Origin of the sequence: Desulfovibrio sp. (assembly GCF_019424165.1) — a bacterium.
Lineage (GTDB): Bacteria > Desulfobacterota > Desulfovibrionia > Desulfovibrionales > Desulfovibrionaceae > Desulfovibrio.
Genome location: NZ_JAHZAA010000001.1, coordinates 117983 through 132248, shown reverse-complemented (window position 1 = coordinate 132248; position 14266 = coordinate 117983). Strand labels below are relative to the sequence as shown.

The window sequence follows — 14266 nt, the reverse complement described above, 5'->3', positions numbered from 1 at the left end:
AGGCAAGGGGTACAAAAAATGCCGTTCTTTCACAGTGTCAGCGGAATGGTCCGACCCTGCACAGCCGCATAAAAACACCAGGACTGCCGCCCATAAATCCTGCCCCGGGGCAAACCGTGCGCCCAAGGCCACGGAGCAGCGTCAGCCGCTGGAGTAACGCATGGCGGGTGAAGCTGGCGGATGAAGACGGACCTGCTTTTCATCTGCGCTGCCCAACGCCGGGGCGGGCATGCCCTAGGCCTTGAGGTTTCTCGCCCGCAACAGCAGGATGCATAACAGCGGCCCATCCCGCCGGGTTGCGCCAGGCATGTGCAATTGCTCCGTCATGCCATGCTGCGGTCACCCATATGACATAAGACCGTCTTTGACATTTGGCCATGTGTGGATATGCTTTTCCGGCCGGGGCGCGCAGTTGCCCCCAGCTACACGACGGAGTGCTGCACGCATGTTTATTGAGAAACTACAACCGCTGACAGACGTATTTGACTGGCTGCACCATAGCTGGGAACGTGCCGCCACCCAACGGCGCGTAGCGCTTCTCATTCTCTGGGTCTACCTGCTGGCCTTGCTGGGGGTGGAGCTGAACCGCCAGGCAATGCTGCCGCCCTGGCTGGCCGTGGTAACGCCCGTCAGCCATTTTTACGCCATACATCTGGCCTTCACACTCATACTGGTACTGGAGGTCATGAGCCTTGTTTTCATCATCCCCAGTTCCCTGTCCCAGTCCATGGGCAAGCAGTTTGAGATTCTCACCCTCATTCTGCTGCGAAACGCCTTCAAGGAGCTGGCCCACCTGCCGGAACCGGTCAGCGTTGCGGGTGACATGACGCCTGTGCTCTACATCGCCATATCCGGCACAGGCGCTCTGCTGGTCTATCTTTGCCTTGGACTGTACAAACGCATTGCGCGTCGCCATATGCATTTCATCCAGTCACCGGATATGCGCATGCGCTATGTCATGAGCAAAAAACTGCTGGCGCTGGCGCTTTTTATCATCTTTGTGGGTACGGCACTGCGCGATCTCGCCCTTTTTGTCACCACGGGCGGCGATCAGAACTTTTTTGAAACCCTGTATACCATCCTGATCTTTTCAGACATCACCATGGTGCTTATTGCCCAGCGCTACATGCCCGCCTTTCATGCGGTGTTTCGCAACTCGGGCTTTGTTATCGGCACTCTGCTCATGCGGCTGGCCCTCTCCGCTGCCCCGCTGTGGAGCCCGGTCATCGGTCTTTTTGCCGCGGTATTTGTTCTGGCCCTTACCTGGGTGACCAACTACTTTACGCCCCCGCCCCCGTCGGACTCCGCACAGGAACAAAACCAGCCTGCCCTGCCAGAAACCACAGACTAGGCATCTGGCGCTTGCAGCAGCCCCTGGTTCATACCTGTAAACCTTGCAACACAGCGCGCCGGCAGGGTTTTTATTACGAAGATGGCAAGGCGCAAGGCCGCCATTGCGCGCAGGGCTTTCCACAGAACGGCAATACGCCCGACAGCCCGCCCCGCCTGAAAAAACACATCAACAGCAGAGCAGACAACAAGAACGCAAAAGGGCGGCCTGACAAGACCGCCCTTTATTTTATCGGGAATTTACCTGCTCAGGCATTGGCAGCCTTGAGCATTTCTTCCACCATTGAGAGCGTGGGCGTTGCGCCCGCCTCAAGCCCGCAAAGACCCCGTACGGCCAACATAAGCATATCGAACTGCAGGGACATTTCGGCCATGCCGTTATGAATGATGCAATTGTCGCCGCGCACGGCAAGGCGGTACGCATGGCGGCTGCGCTCCTGACCGGAGGAACGCACGATATAATACACCTGGTCGTTGGTGTCGGTCACATAAAGCTTTTGACGGGTGAGCATGCCAAGAGCCTCGTCATACCACGAGCACTCAGAAAAAAGCCGACCACGAAAGCTGAAATCGCCGCCGTTGTCGTGCTTCAGACAAATGTCTTCCATAGATTTCTGCACGTTCATTCCATCCTCCGCGTGCTCTTGCCCGCTACTATGCGCGCCAGAGGGCTGCGCTTTATGGAAGCTAGCATTGCACACAAATGCTTGTCAATAACAGCAGCAAGTAAACAACAAAATCGCATGAACAAAAAAACCTATATTACCATATCATGTTGATATATAAGAAAAACATATAACATATATTCGTGGAACAGCCTTGCGGTTCGCCACACAGTTTCGCGTAACGCCTTGTCTGGACAGTACAAGCCGGGTGCAGCAAAAAACGGAACGGCCGAGACCGCTGCAAAGGGCAAACCGGCATTTTTGCCACGACATGCCCGACACACGAGAAATACAGCTTGCTGCAAGGGGAGTACAAAAAAAAGACCGCAGCCCAAAGACTGCGGAAAGCAGGAAAACACATGGCATGGATATCGCTGGCGTACAGTGCGGCGCGGCGTCAACGGCGCAATCCCCTGCTGTGCCGCATTGCGGTCATATCCGTACTTATCTGTTTTTACAGGACATCATAAGAATCAAACTCCGCCACGCCCTGCTTTTTCCGCAAAGCGCGCGTAGGCCCGGGCCACCGGAGAGGACGGGTCCATACGCCCGAGAAAAGCGCCGTTGGCATGCACAGGTTCAGGCATGCGCCGGCGGGGCGCACGCCAGCCCTGCTCCTCTTCGGGCAGGGGTTTACAGGCCGTCACATCCAGACCGGGTTTGCCCATAAGCAAAGAAACTTTTATGCCGCCGAAAAAAGGCTCTTCCATAAAAGCATTGGCCCGCTCCAGCAGTTCGCCGCTCATGAGATGCAGTTCCTGGGCCAGCATGGCATCCTCCGCCCCGATGAGCAGCAAATCCCTGTGATGACCCAGGGGGCGCGCCAGCATGCCGAGATCCGGCCCCATCACCATACTCCAGTTTTCCCATAGGTGGGCAAGACGATGGCGGGCTTGCGCCTGCCCCGGCTCCACGCCAAGGCCGGCCAGCACCGACGCAAGCACCGTACCTGCGGCTACAGGCTCGGCATTTTTGTCTTTTTTACGAAAAACTCTGGGATACATAGGCAAGATACCACTGTAACATATCTGGATTATTGATGGAAGTCGTGTTCCGCAACATCGGGGCAGGCCCCACGGCCTTGTTGACCATATGCGGATAACTTGATACTTGCATCAGCATAAATTGATTTACTACGGAAAAACATATGGCACTTCTTTACTTCAAAGCACTTTCTGACGAAACACGGCTTCGCCTTGTGCACATCTTGCTGCATTACGAGCTGTCGGTCAACGAACTGGTGCGCATCCTTGATATGGGGCAGTCGCGTGTATCCCGCCACCTGAAAATTCTCACCGAGGCCGGGCTGCTCACCTCGCGGCGCGATGGCCTCTGGGTTTTTTATGCGGTTCCCCGCTCGGGCGAAGAACGGGAGTTCCTGCGCGCTGCCATGCCTTTTGTGCAGGCCGATGCAGCCATGCGGGCAGACCTGAACATGGCCGCCCAGATGCTGGAAGAGCGCGCGCTGAAAACCCGGCAGTTTTTCAATGCCATTGCTGAAGACTGGGACGAACTGAACCGTGAGGTTCTGGGCTCTTTTGACCTGCCTGACGCCGTGTGCGCGGCCATCCCTGCAAACTGCGGCATGGCCGTGGATCTTGGATGCGGCACGGGCGCGGTGCTGGCCCGCATGCTGCCGCTGGCGCGGGGCGTCATCGGTGTGGACGGCTCGGCCCGCATGCTCGAAATCTGCCGTCGCCGCTTTACGCCCGAAGACCTCTCGGCAGACAGGGTTTCCCTGCGAATCGGCGAGTTGAGCCATTTGCCCCTGCGCGACCACGAAGCGAACTTTGCCTGCATCAACCTTGTGTTGCACCATCTTTCAGAACCCATTGAGGGCCTGCGCGAAATACACCGCATCATGGCTCCGGGCGGCCGCCTTTTTGTGGCGGACTTTCTGCGCCATACAGATGAAACCATGCGCAACCGCTATGGCGACCGCTGGCTCGGCTTTGAAGAAAGCGGGCTGGCCACAGACCTTGATGCCGTGGGCTTTCGCACGGTTTCCTGTACAAAGCAGCCGGTGGACCGTGGGCTGACGCTGTTCCTGCTTACTGCCGAGGCCCGCTGAACGCCGCAAGGCCGCAGGGTTTTCCGGGCAGCAGGGGCGCCACGGTGCGCATCCGGACACAATGCAAACAAACATACTATGTCAAAGGATAGGAGAAACACATGACCAAAGCTCTTGATCTGAGCCTGGCGCACAAAGTTGCGGATATGGCCCTGGCCGACTTCGGCAAAAAAGAAATGCAGCTTTCCGAGCGGGAAGTTCCCGGCCTTATGGAATGCATCAAAAAATACGGGGCCAGCCAGCCCCTCAAGGGCCTCAAGATCACCGGCTCGCTGCACATGACCATCCAGACGGCCATGCTCATTCAGACCCTGCACGCCCTTGGCGCGGACCTGCGCTGGGCTTCATGCAATATTTTTTCCACGCAGGACCACGCCGCCGCCGCCATTGCCGACCTGGGCATGGCAAAGGTTTTTGCCTGGAAGGGCGAAACCCTTGAAGACTACTGGTGGTGCACTGAAATGGCCCTTACCTGGCCTGACGGCTCCGGTCCCGACCTTATCGTGGACGACGGCGGCGATGCCACCCTGCTCATTCACAAGGGCGTGGAAGCTGAAGACAACCCCGCCATCCTTGACGAAAAGACCGACAACAAGGAATTGCAGTGCATCCTTGACCGCCTCAAGCTGCGCCTCAAGGAAGACCCGCAGCACTGGCACAAGGTTGCCGCCGGCATGAAGGGCGTGTCGGAAGAAACCACCACCGGTGTGCACCGCCTCTATCAGCTTGAAGCCGCGGGCAAACTGCTCTTCCCGGCCATCAACGTCAACGATGCGGTGACCAAGTCCAAGTTCGACAACCTGTACGGCTGCCGCGAATCGCTGGCCGACGGCATCAAGCGCGCCACTGACGTCATGATCGCCGGCAAGGTGGTTGTGGTTGTCGGCTACGGCGACGTGGGCAAGGGCTGCGCCCAGTCCATGCGCGGCCTCGGCGCACGTGTTCTTGTGACCGAAATCGACCCCATCTGCGCGCTTCAGGCCGCCATGGAAGGCTATGAAGTCACCACGGTTGAAGACGCCCTGCCCTACGGCGATATCTATGTGACCTGCACGGGCAACTATCACGTCATCAGCGGCAAGCATATGGAAGGCATGAAGGACGAAGCCATTGTGTGCAATATCGGCCATTTCGATAACGAAATCGAAATGACCTATCTGGAAAACACGCCCGGCATCACCTGCCTGAACATCAAGCCGCAGGTAGACAAGTGGACTCTCAAATCCGGCCGCAGCATCATCGTGCTGGCCGAAGGCCGCCTGGTAAACCTTGGCTGCGCCACAGGCCACGCCAGCTTTGTCATGTCCAACAGCTTTACCAACCAGACCCTGGCCCAGATCAAACTGGCCACTGAAAAGCTGGAAAACAAGGTCTACACCCTGCCCAAGGAACTGGATGAAGAAGTGGCCCGCCTGCACCTTGGCCGCCTCGGCGCCAAGCTGACCAAACTTTCCAAGGAACAGGCCGACTATATCGGCGTTAGCGTGGACGGCCCCTACAAGTCGGACCACTATCGCTATTAGAGCATGTTCACTCTGACATGACTGCCTGACGGCGAAACACCTCTGCTGTTTTCGTTCGTAGCCTGCCTCGCCGTACCGGCTGTGCCAGGTTCGTCTTGCAGGCATGGCGCTGCTGCCCGTTTTTCAGGTCGCCCTGCGACCAGAAAAATGTTCGCAAGCCGGAGTGCCTGAAAAAATCGCCGTAGCGGGAAGCACACCTTCCTCATGGCGAACGCACGGGGCGGCCCGCCCGCCGCGCCCCTGCACGTAATGGCCGGAGTATGCCTCCGGCCATTTTTTATTTTCCGCCCGCCTCTCTTCGTTCCTGCCCCGTTATCAACACGCTGCACTTGCCACGCCCGGACAGTTCCCGAGAACGCAGGGCATATGCCGTGCTGCCCCGTACCGGGCCAACACGCACTCATTATAATACAAAGCATGGTCTTTCCAATATATCATCATACACATAGCACAAAATATACATTGGCATAAAAAAACTTTGCTACAAAAAACATACTATATATTTTATAATGATAAAATATATATAAATATAAAGTTTATATTTTTAATAATACTGTATGTATATAGTTATTTTATTTCACTCAACTGAAACATTTTTTTGAACACAATTTTTTATATTGATGCAAACCATAAGTTAGAAGTAATTATTCCGATAATAGACTACAACAATAATAAACATCACAAAAAATCTGCCCCAAAATTATATACACAATAAAATATCGGCTTATAAAAAAGAATACTGCATGAAAAAACAAAACTGCACCATTCATTTTTATGCCAGATATAAGAAAAAAACAGGCTATTATCACACTATTCGGGGGAACAAATGAAGCTTGGAGTAAAGCTTTCACTCATGTCGGCATTCCTGTTACTGCTCATTGCCATTCTCGGTACATTCAGTCTCGTGCAAATGGCAAAAATCAATGGCGGTTCAACAGAGCTGAGTTACGAATGGCTACCGTCTACACGTTGCGCCATGGAACTTAACATCATCGCCTCTGATTACCGGCTGGCCGAAGCCCTGTTCATCACAACACCCCCAACGGATGAGTACCGGCAGGTATATAAAACCCGCATGGAAAGCTCGCAAAAAAGCCTTTCTGCCATTGCCGCACGGTACATACCCCTTATCGGCTCTGCGCAGGAACGCCAGGCGTATGAAACCTTTTCGCGGCAGTGGAAGGAATATTCAGATCTCAGCTCCCGCATTACACAAATGGCTGACAGCAACAGTCTGGATCAGGCCCTGCAGCTTTTCCGTGTGCAGTCCCGCGGGATTTATGAACAGGGACGTGAATCCCTTGCAACACTGGTACGCATCAACACCGAGGGCAGCAACGCGGCCAGCAAGGAATGCGATGACCTGTACGCCACATCGAAAAATCTGATCATCATTCTGCTTGCGGCCGGGCTTATCGCCGGCACGCTTACCGTGGTGCTCATCATACGGAGCACGCACAAGCAGCTGGGCAAGGACCCCGGCGAGCTCAACAGCATTGCCGGCCGCGTTGTGCAGGGTGACTACAATGTGGACGACGGCAACGCCAAAGAAGGCGTGTACAAGGCCATTGTAGCCATGGTCAGCGCCCTGAAGGCAAACATCGAGCGTGCGCAGGAAGAATCGCGCCGGGCGCAGGAAGCCGCTGAAAAGGCCGCAGGAGCGCAGCATGCCGCTGAAGAAGCCCAGGCCAGGGCGGAAAACGCCCGCCGCGAAGGCCTGCTTGACGCCGCCGCCCAGCTTGAAGGCGTGGTCAATATCATTGCCTCCGCTTCTGAAGAACTTTCAGCCCAGATCGAGCAGTCTTCTCATGGCGCGGCACAGCAGGCAGGCCGCATTGCAGACACGGCCACCGCTGTGGAAGAAATGAATGTCACCGTGCTTGAGGTCGCCAGAAACGCCTCGTCCGGAGCAGATCTTTCGGGCGCTACGCAACAGAAAGCCCGCGAAGGCGAACAGATAACCTCACAGTGCCAGACAGCCATCAGCGATGTGCAAAGCGACACTATGGCCCTTAAAACCAGTATGGATGAACTTTCCGCGCATGCGCAGGCCATCAACGAAATCATGACTGTCATTTCCGACATCGCGGACCAGACAAACCTGCTGGCCCTCAATGCGGCCATTGAAGCGGCCAGGGCAGGAGATGCCGGGCGCGGCTTTGCCGTGGTGGCCGATGAAGTGCGTAAACTGGCAGAAAAAACCATGGCCTCCACTCTGGATGTGGGCAGGGCCATCCGCGCCATTCAGGAAAGCTCCCATGATGGTGTGCGCCGCATGGATGCCGCGGTGGACAAGGTAAACCTGGCTACAGAATTCTCCTTGCGCAGCGGCGACGCGCTGAAAGAAATCCTCGGCCTGGCCGAACAGACGGCCGATCAGGTACGCAGCATCGCCACGGCCAGCGAGCAGCAGTCAGCCTCATCTGAAGAAATCGCCCGCTCTGTGGAGCACGTCAACACCATTGCCGGTGAAACCGCCCAGGCCATGGGTGAGGCCAGCAAGGCCGTTTCCGACCTGGCTGCCCAGGCCCAGGAACTGGCCCGGATAATCGACTCCCTCAAGCGGGCCTGATCCGCCCCGCGGCCCAACCTGTCAAACACCGCCCGGCCCTTTCCTCAAAAGGAAAAGGCCGGTTTTTCGTGCTATGGATGCCGCGAAGGCGCATTGCCCCCCGCCCCCATGCCGTGTATGCTGCGCCGTGCCGTGCCCGCGCCATAAAGCTGACACCTCCTGCCCCGCGCCATCCGCGTCACACCGTGCCGCACTCTCGCCAGGGGCGGAACGGCGCGTGCCAATTCATGATTTTCAAGGAATACAATGCAAAACGTGACCATTCACACTGACGGCTCCTGTCTCGGCAATCCCGGCCCCGGCGGCTGGGCCGCCATCCTCAGGCTGGACGAGGGCGACCACCGCAAGGAATTCTCCGGCGGGTACGCCCTGACCACCAATAACCGCATGGAAATGCTGGCCGTCATTGAGGCCCTGGCCCTGCTCAAAAACCCCTGCACCGTGGACCTGTACACAGACTCCCGCTATGTGTGCGACAGTGTGAGCAAGGGCTGGCTGTGGGGATGGGTGAAAAAAAACTGGGTCAAGTCCGATAAAAAACCTGTGCTCAATGTAGACCTGTGGCAGCGCATGCTGCCCCTGCTGCGCCAGCACAAGGTAAGCTTTCACTGGCTCAAAGGACACGCCGGGCATCCTGAAAATGAACGTTGCGACGTTTTGGCCCGCGCCCAGGCAAGCCGCCGTGACCTGCCGCCGGATACAGGCTATAAACCCTGACAGATAACCACCGTGTCCGGGCGCTGGCCTGTCGCCGCGCTCCGGGCATAAGCCGCAACACCGCAATACCATGCCCATAAGTCCTTCCACCGCAGAAAACGCCTTTTCCCTGGCAGCTCTCTGGCATGCCCTGGGCTGGCCGCTTTTACGCCTGCTTATGGGTATGGCCGCCGGACTGCTCATTGCCAATGTGCTGGAGGCCCTGCGCTGGACGCGCCATCTGGCACGGCTGGCAGCCCCCCTGGCACGGCTGGCCCACCTGCGCGAAGTGGCCGGGGCCGGATTTTCCCTGGCCTTTGTTTCTCCAGCGGCAGCCAACGGCCTTTTGTCCGACAGCCATAACATGGGCGAACTGTCGGACAGGGAACTTATGCTGGCGAATCTTTTCAACAGCCTGCCCGCCTATATGGTGCATACCCCCACCATATTCCTGCTCACATGGCCTGTACTGGGTACACCCGCCATCATCTATGTGGGGCTTACCCTGCTGGCCGCCGTGGGGCGCACGGCCTTTACCGTGGTGCTGGCCCGGCATCTGCTACCGCCCCCGCCGCCGGGCTGTGCGGCCTGCAAGGCCGACAGCAACGAAAAAACCGACTGGCCCGCAGCCCTGCGCAAGGCATGGAAGCGGTTTACCCGCCGCCTGCCCAAGCTGGTCTACTTTACCGCGCCCATCTACGTGCTTATGTATCTGCTGCAGCAGTTCGGCTACTTCGCCCTGGCAGAGCAGTGGCTTTCGCAGCATATGGCCTGGCTTTCCTTCTTGAAGCCGCAGGCTATGGGCATTATCGTACTGCATCTGGCGGCGGAACTGGGTGCGGCGCTGGGCGCGGCAGGCAGCGTACTGCAAACAGGCGGCCTTTCCGCCCGCGACGTAGTGCTGGCCCTTATGGTGGGCAATATCCTGTCCACGCCCATGCGCGCCATACGCCATCAACTGCCGTCCTATTCCGGCTTTTTCCGTCCCGCACTGGCACTGCGGCTTATTCTGGCCAACCAGGGCCTGCGGGCAGCCAGCATGACGGTTGTGACCGCTCTCTACTACTATGCCGGGGCCTGACCCCGGACTGTGCGGCAGCACCGCATGCAGGTATATTGATGGAACAGCGCACACATGAGGGCATGGAGCTTGCCGAGGCACAGGAAAACTTCGGCATGGGCATTATCTGCGCCCAGCAGGTTTTTGCCCATTTTTCCGAACGGTTTGGCCTGCAAACGAACGAGGCCATGCGCGCTGCGTCCTGCTTCGGCTCGGGCATGGGGCAGGCCGCCACCTGCGGCTGCGTTACCGGAGCGCTCATGGTTCTTGGCCTGGCGCACGGCTGCGGCGGTCCCTGCTCCCGCGAGCGCAAACGGAACCTTTATTCCCGCCGCGACGCCTTTATGACGGCCTTTGCCCGTTCCCACGGCGGCCTTCTTTGCCGGGAGATACTGGGGCATGACCTTACCGTCCCCGAAGAACGCGCCCTTATTGTGGAAAAAAGCCTTTTTACGACAGTATGCGCCCCGCTGGTCTGCGCCACCTGCGGCCTGCTGGAAGAATATCTTTAAGACTACGGGTACAAGGAGTTCCCATGACAGAAGCATCCGCAAAACCGCAAGATGAAGGCCGCCGCTACGAACGCGCCCCGGTGGAAATTCCCGCCCATTGCCAGGTAGTCAAGCCCGAGCACACGGGCGCGCGCATCGTTGTGCTTTTACAGCCTGAAGAAAAACACCTCTCCCTGCCCAGGCCCAAAACTTCGCGCCAGTTGCTCGCAGCCCTGGGCCTTGCGGAAGAAACCGCCCTTGTGGCTCGTGACGGCCAGTTGCTCACCCCTGACAGGCGCATATGGCCCGGCGACCAGGTGCTGGTGCGCAAGGTGGCTTCTTCCGGCTAACCCGCCCAACCTTCATCGGCGTGGCCGCGCTTGCTGCGCCGCAGGGAAAATGGTACCCGCCAACCATGTTTAATATAGATATAGCCCAGGCCCTGAACACCCTGTCCATCGCGGCGGTTCCCGCCCTGCTGGGCATCATTCTGCACGAAGTGGCCCACGGATGGGTCGCCGCCCGCTGTGGCGACCCCACGGCCCGCATGATGGGGCGGCTGACCCTCAACCCGCTGCCGCACATCGACCCTATGGGGCTTATGGTCTTCGGGCTTACAAGCCTCAGCGGCTCCTTTGTTTTCGGCTGGGCCAAGCCCGTACCCGTCAATCCGCGCTACTTTCGTGACCCGGCCAAGGGCATGATGCTGGTGGCCCTGGCGGGACCGCTGACCAACTTTATTCTGGCGGGGATTTTCGGTGTGCTGCTGCGGCTTACGCTGAACTTTTTTCCGCCCATTGAGTGGCAGTACAGCAATTTCTACATCTTTGCCCTCAAGTCCATGCAGGCGGGGGTCATCATCAATTTCGGCCTGGGCTGGCTTAACCTGCTGCCCATCCCGCCGCTGGACGGAAGCAAGGTTGTGGCCTATTTTCTGCCATTCAATGCGGCCTTGCGCTACCTGAGCGTCGAACGCTTCGGCTTTATCATCCTGCTGGGCCTGCTGTTTACCGGCCTGCTGGGCATGGTGCTGGGTCCGCTGGTGAGCGGCAGCGCCCGTGGCCTGCTGTCTCTGCTGGGCATTTTATAATTTCAAAGGACTGTTTTTCATGAGCAAAGAACTGCGCACTGTTTCCGGCATGCGGCCCACCGGCCCCCTGCACCTCGGCCACTACTTCGGCGTGCTGAAAAACTGGGTTGAACTGCAACACACAGAAGAAGCCTACTTTTTTGTGGCAGACTGGCATGCCCTCACCAGCGACTATGCCGACCCGTCCAAGGTCGGCCAGAATATCCGCGAAATGGTCAAGGATTGGGTGGGTGCGGGCCTCAACCCCGAAGACTGCGTGATCTTCCGCCAGTCTGCGGTAAAGGAACATGCCGAACTTTCGCTGTTGCTCTCTATGATCACGCCCGTGTCCTGGCTTGAGCGCAACCCCACTTACAAGGAACAGCAGCAACAGATCAGCAACAAGGATCTCGGCAACGCGGGCTTTTTGTGCTACCCTGTGCTTATGGCGGCGGATATTCTCATGTACCGCCCCCACGGCGTGCCTGTGGGCGAAGACCAGTTGCCCCATATGGAGCTGACCCGCGAGATAGCCCGGCGCTTTAACTATCTTTACGGTGGCGACCTGCTGCCCGAGCCCAAGGCCATGCTCACCCCGGCAGCCAAATGCCCCGGCCTTGACGGGCGCAAGATGTCAAAAAGCTACAACAACGGTATTTTCCTTTCCGACAATATGACGGATATTCAGGAAAAAGTGCGTGGAATGTTTACAGACAAGGCCCGTCTGCGCAAGTCTGACCCCGGCAATCCTGATGTCTGTAACCTCTTTCCCTACCATGTGCTTTTGAGCAGCGCCGAAGAACAGGCAGATATCCGCCAGGGCTGCACCGGCGCGACCCTGGGCTGTGTGGACTGCAAAAAAATATTCCTCAAAAATCTTGAAACATTCCTGACGCCCCTTCAGGAACGCCGCGCCGTACTTGATGCCAACCCCGCCCGGGTGGATGAAATTCTTGCCCACGGCAATGAGCGCGCCCGCGCCTTTGCCTGCCGGACCATGAGCCTGGTACGCGAAAAAATGGGGGTGTAGTTGAAATTTGTAAGTGTGGATTACGGCCTGGCCCGCACGGGCCTGGCCGTGTCAGACCCTGACGGGCGCATGGCTTTCCCCTTGGCGACCGTGCGCCTGCAGGACTACACTGACCGCAAGCTCTTTCTCGCCGCCCTGGCGGAAAAAATCATCGAAGCCGGGGCGGAAGCGGTTGTGGTGGGTCTGCCCCTCACGCAGGACGGGGAAGAAAGCCTGACCACAAGGCAGGTGCGCAATGTTACCCAGCGCCTCAAGCGCCGCGTTCCCCTGCCTTTTTACTACATGATCGAAGAACTTAGTTCTGAAGAAGCCTGGGCCGACCTGCGCGAAGCCGGGCTTAAAATGCGCAAACGCAAAGCCGTACTTGACCAGCAGGCTGCCGTACGCATCCTGTCGTCCTTTCTATCCCTTGCCCCGCAAAAGCGGAGTCCCGCATGAAAACACTGCTGCGCCTGCTCGGACTGCTGTTGCTGCTTGCCCTTGCCGGTGGCGGCTGGCTGGCTTACGAGGCTCATACCTTCCTGAATACCCCGGCGCAAAGCGAGGGGCAGGAAGTCTTTTTTGACGTGCCGCCCGGCGCGCGCTTTGCCCAGGTGGCAACGGGGCTTGAGCAGAAAGGCATCATTACCGACGCCCGCAGGTTCGCCCTGCTCGCCCGCTATAAGGAATGGGACAGCCGCCTTCAAGCCGGGCGCTTTGCCCTCAATTCCGGCTGGCTGCCCGAAAAGGTGCTGGACACGCTGGTCAACGGCCAGCCTGTGCTTTTCCGCATTACTGTTCCCGAAGGGCTCACCTGGTGGCAGACCGGCAAACTGCTGGAAGAAGCCGGGCTTGTGCGCTTTGACGATTTTCGCCAGATCGTCACGGACCCGGCATTTTTGCGTCACTACGGCATCCCCTTTGCCACGGCCGAGGGTTTTCTCATGCCGGATACCTATTTGCTGAAAAAAGCTGACGAGCCGGATTTGGCCCAGGCCCGCAGCGTGGCCGGACGCATGGTGGACACCTTCTGGCGCAAGGCCGCCCCCGTGTGGCCCGATGGCAGAAAGCCCGCCGTGGATCAGTTGAAAACCTGGATGATCCTGGCCTCGGTGGTGGAAAAAGAAACAGGCATTGACGCCGAGCGCCCGCGCGTGGCCGGAGTGTATCAGAACCGTCTGGCCCGCAACATGATCCTTCAGGCCGACCCAACCGTCATTTACGGTCTTGGCCCCGGCTTTGACGGCAACCTGCGCCGCAGCCACCTGGATGATCCCGGCAATCTGTACAATACCTACCAGCGGCCGGGGCTGCCGCCCGGTCCCATATGCTCGTTCGGCATGGCGGCCCTCAAGGCGGCCATCAACCCTGAAAAACACGATTTTCTCTATTTTGTGGCCGTCACTGACGGCGGTGAGCATGCGTTTTCCACCAATCTTGCGGATCACAACAAAGCCGTGCGCCAGTACCTGCAAAACCGGCGCAAGGCCCAGCAGAACCGCTAAGGAGGCCCCGTGAAATACCTCATAGTTGAAGATTTTTCCGGCCAGCCCGTTCCCTTTGTCTTTCCCCGGCGTGTTGACCACAGCGACATGCGCGAGCAGCTACCCTACGGCCAGGTGCTTTCCGCCGGTTTTCTGGAGCTTGGCCCCCAGGGCTTTATCTGCTCCGGCGGTCACGCCGAACTGGGCCTCAAGGCCCGGCCACAGGAAGACGCGGCCATCCTCGCCGAGGCCCTGCGCCAACGCTAAGGCATGAGT

At 58.1% G+C, this 14266-nt stretch carries 15 protein-coding genes; 13 read left to right on the top strand and 2 right to left on the bottom strand.

Going from position 1 to position 14266, the window contains the following annotated elements:
* The first annotated feature begins 445 nt into the window (after nucleotides 1-445).
* Nucleotides 446-1351 carry a hypothetical protein gene (locus QZ377_RS00495; protein ID WP_291438558.1) on the top strand — a complete coding sequence of 302 codons (906 nt, stop codon included), beginning with the start codon at nucleotides 446-448 and terminating at the stop codon, nucleotides 1349-1351.
* 247 nt (nucleotides 1352-1598) lie between these two features.
* Here the strand turns inward: QZ377_RS00495 and QZ377_RS00490 are convergent, their stop codons facing one another.
* Nucleotides 1599-1970: a hypothetical protein gene (locus QZ377_RS00490; RefSeq protein WP_081428310.1), complete on the bottom strand. Its 372-nt coding sequence runs from the start codon at nucleotides 1968-1970 to the stop codon at nucleotides 1599-1601.
* 518 nt (nucleotides 1971-2488) lie between these two features.
* Nucleotides 2489-3019 carry a DUF721 domain-containing protein gene (locus QZ377_RS00485; RefSeq protein ID WP_291438556.1) on the bottom strand — a complete coding sequence of 177 codons (531 nt, stop codon included), beginning with the start codon at nucleotides 3017-3019 and terminating at the stop codon, nucleotides 2489-2491.
* A gap of 143 nt (nucleotides 3020-3162) precedes the next feature.
* On the opposite strand from QZ377_RS00485, the gene QZ377_RS00480 reads away from it, so the two are divergent.
* The 12 genes from QZ377_RS00480 (at nucleotide 3163) to QZ377_RS00425 (ending at nucleotide 14257) form a co-directional block, all read left to right on the top strand.
* The gene (locus QZ377_RS00480) at nucleotides 3163-4086 is read left to right on the top strand and encodes a metalloregulator ArsR/SmtB family transcription factor (RefSeq protein WP_291438554.1); all 924 of its coding nucleotides are present in this window, start codon (nucleotides 3163-3165) and stop codon (nucleotides 4084-4086) included.
* Nucleotides 4087-4187: 101 nt separating this feature from the next.
* Entirely contained in the window at nucleotides 4188-5609 is a 1422-nt protein-coding gene (gene ahcY / locus QZ377_RS00475; RefSeq protein WP_291438552.1) for an adenosylhomocysteinase, read from the top strand.
* 826 nt (nucleotides 5610-6435) lie between these two features.
* On the top strand, nucleotides 6436-8181 hold the full coding sequence (locus QZ377_RS00470) for a methyl-accepting chemotaxis protein (RefSeq protein ID WP_291438550.1): 1746 nt from the start codon (nucleotides 6436-6438) through the stop codon (nucleotides 8179-8181).
* A gap of 246 nt (nucleotides 8182-8427) precedes the next feature.
* On the top strand, nucleotides 8428-8898 hold the full coding sequence (gene rnhA / locus QZ377_RS00465; RefSeq protein ID WP_291438548.1) for a ribonuclease HI: 471 nt from the start codon (nucleotides 8428-8430) through the stop codon (nucleotides 8896-8898).
* Nucleotides 8899-8968: 70 nt separating this feature from the next.
* Complete coding sequence (locus QZ377_RS00460; protein ID WP_291438546.1) at nucleotides 8969-9958, top strand: hypothetical protein; 990 nt, start codon at nucleotides 8969-8971, stop codon at nucleotides 9956-9958.
* 38 nt (nucleotides 9959-9996) lie between these two features.
* Nucleotides 9997-10449, top strand: coding sequence for a C-GCAxxG-C-C family protein (locus QZ377_RS00455; RefSeq protein WP_291438544.1), 453 nt, complete (start codon nucleotides 9997-9999; stop codon nucleotides 10447-10449).
* Nucleotides 10450-10472: 23 nt separating this feature from the next.
* Nucleotides 10473-10778: a hypothetical protein gene (locus QZ377_RS00450; RefSeq protein WP_012623686.1), complete on the top strand. Its 306-nt coding sequence runs from the start codon at nucleotides 10473-10475 to the stop codon at nucleotides 10776-10778.
* A gap of 65 nt (nucleotides 10779-10843) precedes the next feature.
* Entirely contained in the window at nucleotides 10844-11518 is a 675-nt protein-coding gene (locus tag QZ377_RS00445) for a site-2 protease family protein (protein ID WP_291438540.1), read from the top strand.
* 19 nt (nucleotides 11519-11537) lie between these two features.
* Entirely contained in the window at nucleotides 11538-12527 is a 990-nt protein-coding gene (gene trpS / locus QZ377_RS00440) for a tryptophan--tRNA ligase (protein WP_291438538.1), read from the top strand.
* Nucleotides 12528-12965 carry a Holliday junction resolvase RuvX gene (gene ruvX, locus QZ377_RS00435; protein WP_291438536.1) on the top strand — a complete coding sequence of 146 codons (438 nt, stop codon included), beginning with the start codon at nucleotides 12528-12530 and terminating at the stop codon, nucleotides 12963-12965. It abuts the gene before it with no gap.
* On the top strand, nucleotides 12962-14011 hold the full coding sequence (gene mltG / locus QZ377_RS00430) for an endolytic transglycosylase MltG (RefSeq protein WP_291438534.1): 1050 nt from the start codon (nucleotides 12962-12964) through the stop codon (nucleotides 14009-14011). The genes ruvX and mltG overlap by 4 nt, the downstream gene beginning before the upstream one ends.
* 9 nt (nucleotides 14012-14020) lie before the next feature.
* On the top strand, nucleotides 14021-14257 hold the full coding sequence (locus tag QZ377_RS00425) for a hypothetical protein (RefSeq protein ID WP_291438533.1): 237 nt from the start codon (nucleotides 14021-14023) through the stop codon (nucleotides 14255-14257).
* Nucleotides 14258-14266: the final 9 nt, after the last annotated feature.